9 protein-coding genes are annotated in these 15,124 nt (G+C 70.5%); 8 read left to right on the forward strand and 1 reads right to left on the reverse strand.

What is annotated here, in order from left to right:
• Positions 1-5 precede the first annotated feature (5 nt).
• The 5 genes from lgt (at position 6) to ACFPZ3_RS44160 (ending at position 6,022) form a co-directional block, all read left to right on the forward strand.
• A complete protein-coding gene (lgt, locus tag ACFPZ3_RS44140) occupies positions 6-1,304 on the forward strand; it encodes a prolipoprotein diacylglyceryl transferase (protein WP_379520362.1) in 1,299 nt (432 codons plus the stop codon).
• Positions 1,301-2,005 (forward strand): VIT1/CCC1 transporter family protein, encoded by a 705-nt coding sequence (locus tag ACFPZ3_RS44145; protein ID WP_379520363.1) that lies wholly within the window; start codon positions 1,301-1,303, stop codon positions 2,003-2,005. The genes lgt and ACFPZ3_RS44145 overlap by 4 nt, the downstream gene beginning before the upstream one ends.
• A gap of 120 nt (positions 2,006-2,125) precedes the next feature.
• The gene (locus tag ACFPZ3_RS44150) at positions 2,126-3,616 is read left to right on the forward strand and encodes a hypothetical protein (protein WP_379520364.1); all 1,491 of its coding nucleotides are present in this window, start codon (positions 2,126-2,128) and stop codon (positions 3,614-3,616) included.
• Positions 3,617-4,083: 467 nt separating this feature from the next.
• Positions 4,084-4,836, forward strand: coding sequence for a hypothetical protein (locus ACFPZ3_RS44155; protein WP_379520365.1), 753 nt, complete (start codon positions 4,084-4,086; stop codon positions 4,834-4,836).
• A gap of 598 nt (positions 4,837-5,434) precedes the next feature.
• A complete protein-coding gene (locus tag ACFPZ3_RS44160) occupies positions 5,435-6,022 on the forward strand; it encodes a hypothetical protein (RefSeq protein WP_379520366.1) in 588 nt (195 codons plus the stop codon).
• 306 nt (positions 6,023-6,328) lie between these two features.
• Here ACFPZ3_RS44160 and ACFPZ3_RS44165 read toward each other — a convergent pair whose 3' ends face one another.
• Positions 6,329-7,870: a bis-aminopropyl spermidine synthase family protein gene (locus ACFPZ3_RS44165; RefSeq protein ID WP_379520367.1), complete on the reverse strand. Its 1,542-nt coding sequence runs from the start codon at positions 7,868-7,870 to the stop codon at positions 6,329-6,331.
• 258 nt (positions 7,871-8,128) lie between these two features.
• Between ACFPZ3_RS44165 and gltB the strand changes: the two genes are divergently transcribed.
• The 3 genes from gltB (at position 8,129) to ACFPZ3_RS44180 (ending at position 15,000) form a co-directional block, all read left to right on the forward strand.
• Positions 8,129-12,634: a glutamate synthase large subunit gene (gltB, locus tag ACFPZ3_RS44170; protein WP_379520368.1), complete on the forward strand. Its 4,506-nt coding sequence runs from the start codon at positions 8,129-8,131 to the stop codon at positions 12,632-12,634.
• A 14-nt stretch (positions 12,635-12,648) separates the two neighbouring features.
• A complete protein-coding gene (locus tag ACFPZ3_RS44175; RefSeq protein ID WP_379520369.1) occupies positions 12,649-14,127 on the forward strand; it encodes a glutamate synthase subunit beta in 1,479 nt (492 codons plus the stop codon).
• Between the two features lie 291 nt (positions 14,128-14,418).
• Positions 14,419-15,000: a TetR/AcrR family transcriptional regulator gene (locus ACFPZ3_RS44180; RefSeq protein WP_379520370.1), complete on the forward strand. Its 582-nt coding sequence runs from the start codon at positions 14,419-14,421 to the stop codon at positions 14,998-15,000.
• Positions 15,001-15,124: the final 124 nt, after the last annotated feature.

Raw genomic sequence — 15,124 nt, forward strand, 5'->3', positions numbered from 1 at the left:
CTGACATGCCCCTTGCCTCGATTCCCAGCCCTTCCCAAGGGGTCTGGTATCTCGGAATCATCCCGATCCGGGCTTATGCGCTATGCATCGTGCTCGGTGTCATCGTCGCCGTCTGGCTGAGCGAGCGGCGCTGGCGCGCTCGCGGCGGCCAGCAGGGGACGATCATCGACATCGCGGTCCCCGCGGTGATCTTCGGTTTGATCGGCGGCCGCCTCTACCACGTCATCACCGACTGGCAGACCTACTTCGGCAGCCGCGCGATCAAGGAGCCCTACCAGGCCCTGTTCATCTGGGAGGGCGGGCTCGGCATCTGGGGCGCGGTCGCCCTCGGCGCCGTCGGCGTCTGGTGGTCGGTGCGCAAGCGCGGCCTGTCCATGAGCGCCGTCGCCGACACGGTCGCGCCCGGCATCGCCTTCGCGCAGGCCATCGGCCGCTGGGGCAACTGGTTCAACCAGGAGCTCTACGGCTCGCCCACCACGCTGCCGTGGGGCCTGGAGATCGACGCCGACCACGGCGGGGAGCCCGGCGTCCTCTACCACCCGACGTTCCTGTACGAGTCGCTGTGGGACGTGGCGCTCGGCTTCGTGCTCATCTTCGCCGGCCGCCGCTTCGCGCTCCACCACGGGCGGCTGTTCGCCCTCTACGTCGCCGGCTACACGCTCGGCCGCTTCTGGATCGAGGGTCTGCGCATCGACCCGGTCGGCGGCGTGGACCACGCGGTGACGTTCTTCTCACTGCGGATCAACCAGTGGACCTCGATCGTGCTGTTCATCGGCGCGCTGGTGTACTTCTGGGCGACCAGGAACAAGACGGGCGAGGAGATCGTCGTGCCGCCGTCGGACGGCGAGCCCGGGGCGGAGGCGGTCGACCCGGAACACTCCTCCGGCCAGGCGGACCCCGACACCGGGGAGTCCACTGAGACGTCTGAGGTGTCCGAGGCGTCTGGCGCGTCTGAGATCGCGAAGGAGCCGCCTGGGACGGACGGGGACGGCGTGGAGGTCGAGAAGCCTGAGGCCGAGGAGCAGCGGGCCGACGACCCCAAGGCCACGGACTCGGACGATCGTGAGGCCGCCACGGACTCGGGCGACTCTCAGGCTGCCACGGACCCGGGCGATCCTCAGGACGCCGCGGACCCGGGCGATCCTCAGGGCGCCGCAGACCCGGGAGACTCCGCCGAGGAGGCCCCGAAGGCCGCGGAGAAGGCGCGGGACTCCGCCGAGGAGGCCCCGGAGGCCACGGAGGAGGGCGACCGGACCGACCCTTCCGACCCTGAACCCGTCACGAAGGAGAAGAACTCTCGATGAGCGGTCGCGCGGAGGCCCACCACCAACATCGCGACGTCACCGGGGGATGGTTGCGACCATCGGTGTTCGGAGCCATGGACGGCCTGGTGTCGAACTTCGCGCTCATCGCGGGAGTCGCGGGCGGCACCGCCAACACGAAGGTCGTCGCACTCGGCGGCGTCGCCGGGCTGGCCGCCGGGGCCCTGTCCATGGCGGGCGGCGAATACGTCTCGGTCGCCAGCCAGCGTGAGCTGGCCCAGGCCGAGATCGCGGTCGAACGACGCGAGCTGGCCAGCCACCCGGCCGACGAGCAGGAGGAGCTGGCGCAGACGTTCGTGGACAAGGGCGTGACCCCCGACCTGGCCGCCGAGGTGGCCAGGCAGATCTCCCAGAACCCGGACCGGGCGCTGGAGGTCCACTCACGTAACGAACTCGGAGTCGCCCCCGGCGACCTGCCGTCACCTATGGTGGCCGCGGTCTCCTCGTTCCTGTCGTTCGCGGTGGGGGCGGCGCTGCCGCTGGTGCCCTACCTGTTCGGGGCCCGCGGCCTGGCGCTGTCGGCGGGCGTGTCCTGCGTGGCGCTGTTCGTGGCCGGGGCCCTCGTCTCGGCCGTGACGGCACGTAGCTGGTGGTATTCCGGGCTACGCCAGCTCCTGGTGGGGGCGGTGGCCGCCGCGGTCACCTTCGCCGTCGGGAACCTGATCGGGGCGGCGGGGCTGTGATGGCCCGCCGACGAGCCTCGTCCGGCCCCAACGGCGGACGGTCGGGCGGAAACCCTGACGGCAGCGGCCGCGGCAGCCGGCCCACCCCGGGCACCAACGGTGGCGGCTGGCCGGCCACCGGTGCGGATGGCGCCTGGCCGGCCGACGGCGAAGGCCGCCGGGCTGCTGGTACGGACGGTGATGGTCGCCGGGCTGCTGGTACGGACGGAGGCGGTCGCCGGGCGGCTGGTTCGGACGGTGGCGGTCGGAGGGCTGCCAGCACGGATGATGGCGCTCGGAGGGCTACCAGCACGGGTACCGGCGGTTGGTCGGCTGCCGGTACGGACGGTGGCGGTTGGTCGGCTGCTGGCTCCGATGGTGGTGGCCGGCGGGCCGCAGGTGCGGATGGTGGTGGCCGGCGGGCCGCTGATACGGATGCTGGTGGCAGGTCCGCGTCTGGTGACGGACCCATGGTGCACGGTGGGGGCGGAGGCCGGGGGCGGCGGTCGGCTCGGGCGGATGGTGCTGAGCCTGCTGGTGGTCGCGGTCGCTCTGCGGCGGGCGACGAAGGCCGGGCCCGGCGTTCCGCCGGGACCGACGGTGGTGGCGAGTTCCCTGGCGGTCACGGCCGCTCTGGTGTGGGCGGCGACGGCCGGGGTTGGCATTCCGCAGGGGCCGACGGTACTGGTGAGCATGGAGGTGGCCAGGGCCGGTCCGCGGCGGACGGCGACGGCCGGGGTCGGGGCCGAGGTCGGCGCTGGGGCCGGGGCGATCGCGGCAGGTCTGCCGGCGGACGTGGCCGGTCCGAGGCGAGCACAGACGGTGGCGGATGGCTGGCAGCCGGTGCTCAGGAGCACAGTGCGGGCACCGATGGCGGTTTCTGGGACGAGCCCGGCGATCCTGGGGCCGACGCCGAGGGGACCGGGCGGTCCGGAGGCACTCGTGGCGGCCGGCGGGCGGCTCGCTCGCGCGACACTGGACGATCCACGGATCCTGCGGTCAGCGGTGACTGGCGGGCAGCGAGGCCAGATGACGGCGGGCCGCTGCCGGGCACTGATGGCGGGCGACTGTCGGGTGCTGATGGCGGGCGGCTGCCGGGCACTGATGGCGGGCGGCTGTCGGATACCGGCGGCGGGCGGCTGCCGGGTGCTGATGGTGAGAGGCTGCCGGGCATCGATGGCGGGCGGCTGTCAGATACCGGAGGTTTCCGCCAGTCGGGCACCGATGGCGGCTGGCAGTCGGATACCGGCGGTGGCTGGCAGTCGGATGCTGGTGGTGGGTGGCCGGCCGGTGGCGGTGGACGGTCGGCCGGTGAAGACGGAGGACGCCATTCGGGCACCGGCGGCGGTGGCTGGTCCATGGCGGGAACCGAGGACGGTGGCTGGTCGGTGGCGGGCGCTGATGCCGGTCACTGGCAAGAGACGGGCACTGACGCCGGCCGACGGCAAGCTTCGACTGCTGACGCTGGTCGGCGACGAGCCGCGGGCACGGATGGTGGCGGCTGGCCGACAGCAGGTGCGGATCCCGGCCACAGGCAGGCGGGCGGAACGGATGGCGGTGGTTGGCCGGCAGCCGGCGCTGACGCTGGCCTCAGGCAGGCTGCCGGTACTGATGGCGGTGGTTGGCCGGTAGCCGGTGCCGATGCTGGTCATTGGCAAGAGGCAGGCGGTGACGTTGGTCGGCGGCGGGCTTCACGTGGTGAGGGCGGCCGCCGAAAGGCATCGGGTGTTGAGGGCGGCCATCCTGAGGCATCTGGTGTTGAGGGCGGCCGTCGAGAGGCATCGGGCGCTGAAGGTGGCCGGCGGCAGGCTTCGGGTGTTGAGGGTGGGCGCCGAGGGGCTTCAAGTGATGGGGATGGCCGACAGGCTGCGGGTGCTGGGCGGCGGACGGCTGCGGACTCGGAGGCTGGTGGGTGGGAGGCCGGCGGCGGTGACGTCGGCCGACGGCGTGGGCGGAAGGCGGATGGCAGCGCTCGGTCGACGGGTGCGATTGACGTCGGCGGGTCGTTGGCCAGTGGCGGTGACGGGCTGGATGATGACGATGAGGGGGGCGGCTCTCGTAAGCGGCGCCGTACCCCAAGGTCGGACTGGCAGTTCCCGGTGCTCACCGATTGGGGGTTCCGGCCGGAACAGCAGCGGATGATGGTGATCATCGCTACCGTCGCCGGTGCGGTGGTGGCCGTGGTGGCGCTGGTGGTGGCGGTGGGTTCGATCGGTACGTACTCGCCCGAACGGCAGGCGAGCGCCGCCGTGATCGGTCCTGACGCGGTCCTGCCTCAGGTGTTCCACGGCTGGAACTCCCCCAAGCTGTTCGACCCCCTCACCGAGAGGTCCAAGGACGGGAAGGCGCTGACCGAGAAGGAGGTGTTCGGTCAGAGCGAACTCGCCGTCTCCAAGAAGCTCAAGCTCAAGCTCGTCGCCAAGCAGCTCGACGCCAACTGCTCCCAGGCCTTGTGGGGTGAGAACCTCCTCCAACTGGTGTCGGACGCCGGATGCACCCAGGCCGCCCGTGGCCTGTACGCCAGCTCCGACGGCCGCTATGTCGGCCAGTACACGCTACTCAACCTCAAAGACGGACAGTCGGCCGGTCAACTGGTCGAGACATTGAAGACGCTTTACCGGGGCGGATGGGCAACCCCCCTGACCTCCTCCAAGGCCTCCTTCCCCGGCGGCGGGTACTCGGAGGCGGGTGGGTACGCGCTCGGGCATTATGTCGGGCTGGTGTGGCTCGGGAGGACGGACGGCACCGAACCCACCGCCAAGGACGACTTCGTCTCGCTCACCCTGGCACTGCGCGGCGCGGAGAAGGCCGTCTACCGTCGGGTCGTCTCGATCACGGGGACGCCCTCCTGATGCTCAGCGATTTCCTTGCGCCTCTGGGGGCGACTCCGGCTGCCGTTGGCGTGGTGGTGGGGTGCGGGAGAGCAACGCCGAAGGCGGTTGGTCGAGTCGTGGGTCCTGGCGGTGCGACTCCGGCTGCGGTTGGTGTGGCCGTGGGGTGCGGGGGAGCGACTCCGGCTGCGGTTGGCGTGGTGGCGGGGTGCGGGAGACCAACGCCGGCTGCGGTTGGCGTGGTCGTGGGTCCTGGCGGTGCGACTCCGGCTGCGGTTGGCGTGGTCGTGGGTCCTGGCGGTGCGACGTCGGGCGCGGTTGGTGTGGCGGTGCGGTGCCCGGTTCGGTCAGGAGCGGGCGGGTGATGTCCGATGCCGTTTACGCGGGCGTCGCTGGTAGGGGTGCGGCGCCAGATGCCGTGGGGGTTGTGTCTGGCGGTGGGGGAGGCGTGGCGGGTGCTGCGGGCGCAGTGCCTGGGGGTGTGGGACATGTGGTGGATGCTGCGGGATGTAGTGCGCAGCGATGGTGGATATAAGGCGGGTTCTGCGGGTGTTCCGTTTGGCGGTGGGGGAGGCGTGGTGGGTGCTGCGGTTGCGGGCGGGGTGAGGGCGGGGTGCTGATGTCTCGCCGTGTCGTCGTTCCTGCGGTGCTGGCCGGTGTGGTGATCGTGGCTGTGGCGGGGTGGTTGTGGTTGCGGGGGGATGATGCTCGGCCGGCCAGCTTTCGTTCCGAGTCCACCTCGGCCTTCTACTCGGCTATTGACACCCGCGACAGCGACGCCGCTCCGTTGACTCTTCAGGAGGTCTTCACTCCTGCTGCCAAGACGTTGGGCACCATGCGGCTGGAGGCCACGAGCGAGTTCAGCGACTGCGCCGAGGTGCTCTGGGGTGCCACGGCCGAGGGTTGTACGCAGGCGCTTCGGGCCACGTACAAGGGCGGTGCCGTGGCGGGGCAGTTCGTCATCTTCAATCTGCGGGACGGGCGGGCGGCCGACTCGCTGGTGGCGGCGCTGCGCAAGGACGCCTTCGTACGGCAGGAGGCCGAGTTCGACGCCGCCGGCAGCCGCGCGCAGGCTCGGGCGATGGGGCATTACGTGACGGTGAGCTGGGCCGGTGGGCGGGCGTCCGCGCAGGACCTGGTCACCGCCCTCGTCGCACTGGACGGCCTGGGACGGGTGGTTCAGGCCCGCATCATCGCTGCCACCTGACGCCTGCTGGCATCCCGACGCCCGCTGTCACCTGACGGCTGCTGCAACGAAACGCAAGCCCTCACCTGGCGTTGACCTCACCTGACGCTGACTCTCACGCGGCACGGCCGTCGCCTGGGACGGGGTGTCGCCTGGCGCAGTCATCGCCTGACATGACTGTTGCTTGACGTGATCGCCACCTGGCGCGGCGGTGGCCTCGCGTGATCGTTACCTGGCGTGGCCGTTGCCTGGCGCGAAGTTCTCTCCTGGTGTCGATCGCTGTCCCGGCACCGGCCGCCGTGCGGGGTAATCGGCTGGCAGGTGGGGTCAGGTGGTCGTGGTCAAGGCTGAGACCGTTGTGGTGACGGCCTCTGGGAGGGATGACAGGCGGTGGAGTGGGGTCTCCAGGACGGTCAGGTCGTCCGACCAGGGGGCCGAGTCGCGGATGAGGGCGCGGGCCTCGTTCTTCGTCAGGGTCGTGCCCTGGTCGCGAGCCACCGCGATGAGGGCCTCGCGCCACGTGTTCGCCAGCTTGGCGTGCCCGTTGTCCAGGATCCTGCGCAGGACGGAGTCGGCCTCGCTGGCCGGTTGCGGGCGGCGTACGGCGTCCAGGATGCCCTCGCCGGCCTCGCTCACCTCGTAGACGGCCGACAGCGGCGAGGGGAGCGGCGGGAGGGCGGAGCCGAGGACGCGGACGTGGGCGGCGCGGGCGGCCAGGAGGAGACGGGGGAGGGCGGACTCCAGGCCGGAGGGCAGGGCGATGGCGACGCGGGACGGGGTGGCGGCGTACGGCTTGGCGAGCCAGGTCGAGAGCCGGACCCGGGGCTGCGGGAGGTCCTTGGGCCACTCGCCCACCAGCAGGTCGTAGCCCGACGCGGCCCCGGCGGGGACCGAGGGCGCGCCGCCGGCGCTCTCGATGGACTGCGGGCCCTGGGTGTAGATGGCGGTGGCCTGGCGGCTCAGGCGGGACTGCACGGCCGGGCGGGTCTTGGTGGTGGGGCGCAGGACGTACAGGTCGGCGGCGGAGCCGATGGCTTCTGCCCCGAAATATCGGTTGAAGTCGGGGTAGATGGCTTCGTAGGTGAGGTTGAGGTTCGCGAGTTCCTGCTGGACCTTGAGTGCCAGCATGGGTGTGCGCTCGCTCACCCCGTACGCCAGCACCACCCGCCCCTCCTCCCGCAGCCCCTCCACGGCGCGCGCCACGAACAGGCTCGTGCCCTCCGGTGTGTACGGCGGGTCGGTGAGCGCCAGGTCGTGCTCCCTCGCCGAGGCGGGCAGGCCGAGACGCAGGTCGGCCCAGCGGGTGCGGACGTCGAGCCCCTGGGCGTCGATGTAGGCCAGGATGCGCTCGTCGACGTCGACCACCGTGACGTCGGTCTCAGGGTGGATGAGTTTGACGGCCAGCGAGGTCAGGTCGTGGTCGCCCACGCACAGCAGGCGCGCGCCGGGCAGCCAGAACCGGGCCCCGAGCAGCAGGGCCCGCCGCAGCACGGTGTCGGGCGTGGCCGAAACGTGGTCGAGCACGTGGCGGGCGCGCGGCGCCCCGGCGATGAGGGCCGTCAGCCGCTCCAGTTCGGGCGCGTAGTGGGGCAGCAGGTGGGCCACCGGGTCCTCGGGCGGCGGGGCCAGCGAGAGGAGATCCTGGTAGGCGGGCGTGTCGGCGAGCGGGACCCGCAGCCGGTCGCCGTCGTGCTCCAGCGGGAGCTCGCGCAGCAGGGCCTCGACGGTGCGCCGGGACGTGGCGGTCTGCCTGACCACATCGGGTAGCGTCTGCCACTGCCCGTCGCACAGCAGGGTCAGGGCGTGCCGCAACCGCCTGCTGTCGGCCCCCGCCTCGGTGAGCAGCCGTTCGACCCCGTCGCGTTCCATGGGTGAACCCTATCGGGGCTGCGGGTACTCGCTCCCCGTGACGCATTCCACGGTCAGGATCGGGAATTTTGGGCCCCAGAGCCGGGGTTTGGGATAGCGAGTTCGGATGTTGGGATGAAGGCGAATGTTCGCAATACGGACGCGGCGGGCACCATTCCGGCAGGGTGGGGTAATCTCTACCCACGATATGCAGCAGGGCCAACGTCGTCCCCGCCTGTAGAGCAGTTCTAGACAGACGATGACGACGGGAGGGATTCAATGCCTGCTGCCCACCTCGGGTTCCCCGAGCCCCAGGGCCTTTACCACCCCGCCAATGAGCACGATGCCTGCGGTGTCGCCATGGTCGCCGACGTCGCGGGACGCCGTGATCATGGGATCGTGGTCAAGGCGCTGACGGCGCTGTGCAATCTTGATCATCGGGGGGCCAAGGGTAGCGAGCCGGACACTGGCGACGGAGCCGGGATCCTGACGCAGATCCCTGATGGGTTCTACCGGGCGAGCGTGCCGTTCACGCTGCCCGGCGCCGGTGCGTACGCCACCGGCATCGCCTTCCTGCCGTTCGACGCCGAGGCCAGGAGCGTCGCCACGCGCCTGATCGAGGAGATCGCGGCCGAAGAGGGCCTGACCGTGCTCGGCTGGCGCGAACTGCCGGTCGACCGGGACCTGCCGGGGCCGAGCGCCCGGGCCGTCATGCCGCACTTCGCCCAGCTCTTCGTCGCCGGCCAGGCCGGGCACGAGGGCCTGGAGCTCGACCGCCTCGCGTTCTGCCTGCGCAAGCGGGCCGAGCACGAGGCCGACGTCTACTTCCCCTCGCTGTCCGCCCGGACGATCGTCTACAAGGGCATGCTGACGCCCGACCAGGTCGAGCCGTTCTTCCCCGACCTGAGTGACGAGCGTTACGAGAGCGCGATCGCGCTGGTCCACTCGCGTTTCTCCACCAACACCTTCCCGAGCTGGCCGCTGGCGCACCCCTACCGTTACATCGCACACAACGGCGAGATCAACACGGTCAAGGGCAACCGCAACTGGATGCGCGCTCGCGAAGCGATGCTGAAGTCCGCCCACATTCCTGGCGATATTTCGCGACTTTTCCCCATCTGTGACCCGGATGGCAGCGACACCGCCAGCTTCGACGAGGCCCTGGAGCTCCTGCACATCGGCGGCCGCAGCCTCCCGCACGCCGTGCTGATGATGATCCCCGAGGCGTGGGAGAACCACACCGAGATGGACCCGGCGCGGCGGGCGTTCTACGAGTTCCACTCCACGATGATGGAGGCCTGGGACGGCCCGGCCTCGATCACGTTCACCGACGGCACCCTCGCCGGCGCCGTGCTCGACCGCAACGGCCTGCGTCCCGGCCGCTTCTGGGTGACCGCCGACGGCCTGGTCGTGCTGGCCTCCGAGGCCGGCGTGCTCGACTTCAAGCCCGAGGACGTCGTACGCAAGGGCCGCCTGCAGCCGGGCCGCATGTTCCTCATCGACACCGCGCGCGGCAAGATCATCGAGGACGACGAGATCAAGGCCGAGCTCGCCGCCGAGCTCCCGTACGCCGACTGGCTGCACGCCGGGCTCGTCCGCTTCGAGGAACTGCGCGCGCGCCAGCGCGAGATCCCCACCCACGAGGCGCTCGTCAAGCGGCAGCAGACCTTCGGCTACACCGAGGAAGAGCTGCGGATCATCCTGTCGCCGATGGCGAAGAGCGGTGCCGAGCCGATCGGCTCCATGGGCACCGACACGCCGGTCGCCGTGCTGAGCGAGAAGCCGCGGCTGCTGTTCGACTACTTCACGCAGCTGTTCGCGCAGGTCACGAACCCGCCGCTGGACGCCATCCGTGAAGAGCTGGTCACCTCCCTGGCCAGCACCATCGGGCCCGAGGGCAACCTGCTGGACCCGGGGCCGAGCTCCTGCCGCCAGCTCGTGCTGCCGTACCCGGTGATCGACAACGACGAGATCGCCAAGATCATCCACATCAACGACGAGCACGACCTGCCCGGCTTCCACCCGTACGTCATCAGCGGCCTGTACGAGGTCGCCGGCGGCGGTGAGGAGATGTTGCGGCGCCTGGAGGAGATCAGGGCCGAGGCGTCCACGGCGATCGCCGACGGCGCGCGCATCATCGTGCTGTCCGACCGCGGCTCCTCCGACACGCTGGCGCCGATCCCGTCGCTGGTGCTGACCGGCGCGGTGCACCACCACCTGATCCAGGAGAAGACCCGCACCAAGATCGGCCTGGTCATCGAGACCGGCGAGGCCCGCGAGTGCCATCACATGGCGCTGCTGATCGGCTACGGCGCGGGCGCGATCAACCCGTACCTGGCGATCGAGACCATCGAGGACCTGGTCGACTCCGGCGCGCTGCCGATCGACAAGCGCAAGGCGGTGCGCAACCTGATCAAGGCGTACGGCAAGGGCGTCATCAAGGTCATGTCCAAGATGGGCGTGTCCACGGTGGCCTCCTACACCGGCGCGCAGATCTTCGAGGCGCTCGGCCTGAGCCAGGAGGTCATCGACTCCTGCTTCACCGGCACCACCTCCCGCCTGGGCGGCGTCGGCTTCGACGTGCTGGCCGGCGAGGTCGCGCAGCGCCACCGCCACGCCTACCCGCGTGCGGAGAACGCCCACCGCGGGCTGCGGATCGGCGGCGAGTACCAGTGGCGGCGCGAGGGCGAGCCGCACCTGTTCAACCCCGAGACCGTCTTCAAGCTGCAGCACGCCACCAGGACCCGCCGCTACGAGATCTTCAAGGAGTACACGAACCTCGTGGACTCCCAGGCGGAGCGGCTGATGACCCTGCGCGGCCTGTTCAAGCTGCGCGAGGGCGCCTCGATCCCGATCGAGGAGGTCGAGCCCGCCTCGGAGATCGTCAAGCGGTTCTCCACGGGCGCGATGTCCTACGGCTCCATCTCGATGGAGGCGCACGAGACGCTCGCCATCGCGATGAACCGGCTCGGCGGCAAGTCCAACACCGGCGAGGGCGGCGAGGACCCCGAGCGCCTGTACGACGCGGCCCGCAGGTCGGCGATCAAGCAGGTCGCCTCCGGCCGGTTCGGCGTCACCTCCGAATACCTGGTCAACGCCTCCGACCTGCAGATCAAGATGGCTCAGGGCGCCAAGCCGGGCGAGGGCGGCCAGCTGCCCGGCCACAAGGTCTACCCGTGGATCGCCAAGACCCGGCACTCCACGCCAGGCGTCGGCCTCATCTCGCCGCCGCCGCACCACGACATCTACTCGATCGAGGACCTGGCCCAGCTCATCCACGACCTGAAGAACTCCAACCCGGAGGCCAGGGTCCACGTGAAGCTGGTCGCCGAGGTCGGGGTCGGCACGGTCGCCGCGGGCGTGTCGAAGGCGCACGCCGACGTGGTGCTCATCTCCGGGCACGACGGCGGCACCGGCGCGTCCCCGCTGACGAGCCTCAAGCACGCGGGCGCCCCCTGGGAGCTCGGCCTGGCCGAGACCCAGCAGACGCTCCTGCTGAACGACCTGCGCGACCGCATCGTCGTCCAGGTGGACGGCCAGCTCAAGACCGGCCGTGACGTGGTCATCGCCGCGCTGCTGGGCGCCGAGGAGTACGGCTTCGCCACCGCTCCGCTGGTCGTCTCCGGCTGCGTGATGATGCGGGTCTGCCACCTCGACACCTGCCCGGTGGGCGTGGCCACGCAGAACCCCGAGCTGCGCAAGCGCTTCAGCGGCAAGCCCGAGTTCGTGGTCAACTTCTTCGAGTTCATCGCGGAGGAGATCCGCGAATACCTGGCCGAGCTGGGCTTCCGCTCGCTCGACGAGGCCATCGGGCACGTCGAGATGCTCGACATGACGGCGGCCGAGAACCACTGGAAGGCCAGCGGCCTCGACCTGTCGCCGATCCTGCACCGGCCCGAGCTGCCCGCGGGCACCACGCTGCGCAAGCTCGTCGAGCAGGACCACGGGCTCCAGCACGCGCTGGACAACACGCTCATCCAGCTCGCCGAGGGCGCCATCAAGGACGGCGTCCCGGTCACGCTGGAGCTGCCCATCCGCAACGTGAACCGCACGGTCGGCACCATGCTCGGCTACCAGGTCACCAAGCGCCACGGCGGCAAGGGCCTGCCCGACAACACGATCGACATCTCCTTCACCGGCTCCGCGGGCAACTCGTTCGGCGCGTTCATGCCGCGCGGGATCACGCTGCGGCTGGCCGGCGACGCCAACGACTACCTGGGCAAGGGCCTGTCCGGCGGGCGGATCACCGTCCGGCCGCACGAGGAGGCCCCGCTCGACGGCCACATCATCTCCGGAAACGTCGCCCTGTACGGCGCCACGTCCGGCGAGGTGTTCATCCGCGGCGTCGTGGGCGAGCGGTTCTGTGTGCGCAACTCCGGCGCCACGGCGGTCGTCGAGGGTGTGGGCGACCACGGCTGCGAGTACATGACCGGCGGCAAGGCCGTCGTGCTCGGCCCGACAGGGCGCAACTTCGCGGCCGGCATGTCGGGCGGCGTCGCGTACCTGCTGGATCTCAATCCCGATCGGGTCAACCGCGGGATGGTCGCCATCGAGGCGCTCACCGAGCAGGACGCCGAGTTCCTCAAGGAGACGGTCGAGAAGCACTTCGCGGAGACCGGCTCGCCGGTCGCCAAGCAGCTGCTGGCCGACTGGAACGAGGCGCTGGCCAGGTTCGGCAAGATCATGCCGACCGACTACAAGAGGGTGCTGGAGGCCGCCGAGGCCGCCCGCATCGAGGGCAGGGACATCGACGAGGCGGTCATGTCGGCCGCTGTGCAGGGTTAAGGGAGGCGTACCGAATGGCTGACCCGAAGGGTTTTCTCACGCACGACAGGGAGCTGCCGTCGCGCCGCCCCGTGGACGTCCGCATCAGCGACTGGCGCGAGGTCTACCAGGACTTCTCCCAGGAGAAGCTGACCAAGCAGGCGGCCCGCTGCATGGACTGCGGCATCCCGTTCTGCCACAACGGCTGCCCGCTCGGGAACCTCATCCCCGAGTGGAACGACCTCGTCTTCCGCACCGACTGGCGCGAGGCGATCGAGCGGCTGCACGCCACGAACAACTTCCCGGAGTTCACCGGCAGGCTCTGCCCGGCTCCGTGTGAGGCGGCGTGCGTGCTCGGCATCAACTCCGACCCGGTCGCCATCAAGCGGGTCGAGGTCGAGATCATCGACCGGGCGTTCGCCGAGGGCTGGGTGACCCCGCAGCCCCCGGCCGTCAGGACCGGCAAGAAGGTCGCCGTCGTCGGCTCCGGCCCCGCGGGGCTCGCCGCCGCGCAGCAGCTCACCAGGGCCGGGCACGACGTGGTGGTGTTCGAGCGGGCCGACAGGATCGGCGGTCTGCTGCGCTACGGCATCCCCGAGTTCAAGATGGAGAAGCGGCACATCGAGCGGCGCCTGGAGCAGATGCGGGCCGAGGGCACCGAGTTCCGCACCAGCGTCAACGTCGGCGTCGACATCACCGCCGCCGAGCTGCGCGAGCAGTTCGACGCCGTGGTGCTGTCCGGCGGGGCCACCCAGTGGCGCGACCTGCCGGCGAAGGGACGCGAGCTCAAGGGCGTCTACCAGGCGATGGAATACCTGCCGCTGTCCAACAAGGTCCAGGAGGGCGACTACGACACGCCGCCCATCTCGGCCGAGGGCAAGCACGTCGTGGTGATCGGCGGCGGCGACACCGGCGCCGACTGCATCGGCACGGCGATCAGGCAGGGCGCCAAGTCCGTCACCCAGCTGGAGATCATGCCGCAGCCCCCGGCCTCGCGCCCCGGCAGCCAGCCGTGGCCGACGTACCCGATGTTGTTCAAGATGGAGAGCGCCCACGAGGAGCTGGCCGACGGCGGGGGAGAGCGGGTCTACGCGGTCTCCACCACCGAGTTCGTCGGCGACGCCGACGGCAACGTGCGCGCGCTGCGGCTGGTCGAGGTCGAGGGGCCGCAGGCCGGGTTCAAGCCGGTCCCGGGCACCGAGCGGGAGATCCCGGCCGAGCTGATCACGCTGTCCATGGGCTTCCTCGGGCCGGAGAAGGGCTCGCTGCTGCAGGACCTGGCCGTTGACGGCGGTGACGGCTTCTACGACGCCAGAGGGAACGTCTCGCGCGACAAGACGTACATGTCCAAGGTGGACGGCGTCTTCGTGGCCGGTGACATGGGCCGCGGGCAGTCGCTCATCGTGTGGGCCATCGCCGAGGGGCGCGCCGCCGCCTCGGGGGTGGACCGGTTCCTGACCGGTGACACGGCGCTGCCGTACCCGATCCTGCCCACGGCGCGTCCGCTCGTCTGACGACGCCATCCGCGAAAGGCCCGGCCGCCGGCCGGGCCTTTCGTCTGGGCGCCGGTCAGCAGGTGGCTGCGATGGCGTCCAGGACGCGCTGGGAGCCGGGGTCGGCGGCGGTAGATGATCAGCCGCCGGCCGGGGGACTGGAGCGGGACCAGCACTTCGTACTCGACGGTGAGCGGCCCCTCCGTGGCGTGCCGGAGCAGCTTCCGGCCACGGGCGTTGACGCGTACGCTTGCGCTTTTGCATGTCATGCAAGAGTTGCAGACCGTGCAAAAGGTGCGTACAGTGCAAGTCATGGAAAGTCCGCAGGAGCGGCGTGACCGTCGCCGGGCCGAGAAACGGCAGGCCATCAGACTGGCCGCCGTGAAGATCGTGCTCGACGAAGGGCTCGAAGCCGCGACCGTGGAGGCGATCAGCGCGGCGGCCGACATCTCGCCGCGCACGTTCTTCAACTACTTCGCCTCCAAGGAGGAGGCGCTCGTCATGGGGCCGCTGTGGAGCCCCGAAGAGCTCATCGACCTGCTCGGGCACCGCCCCGGCGGCGAGCTCGCGTTCACCTCGCTCCAGGCGGTGGCGCGGACCCTCGCGGTGCGCGCCCAACCTCTCTGGGCGGACATGAAGCCCTTCATGGAACTGCGCAAGCGCCATCCCGAACTGGCCGCCAAGGTCAGGGCGGCCGACGAGTCGAAGACCATGGACGCGATCTTCGGCGCCGTCAGGAGCCGTCCGGGCGTGACGAGCGCGTTGCACGCCAGGCTGCTCGTCATCGCGACGTTCGGCGCGATGATCTCCTCCATCCAGGTGTCGGCTGAGACGGGCGCTCCCGTGGACGAACTGCTCGACGAGGCGTTCACGCTGCTCGAAAACGGACTCTGAACCTCCGTAACGAAATGCGGCGACCGGGGTTGCACCCCCGATCGCCGCGGATCCCTCCTGCCCTCTGCGAAAAGAAGCAAGGAGTCGACTCATGGTATCGACAATGTCCCGGCAGTCCGCGCCA

It is taken from the genome of Nonomuraea insulae, from assembly GCF_042656245.1.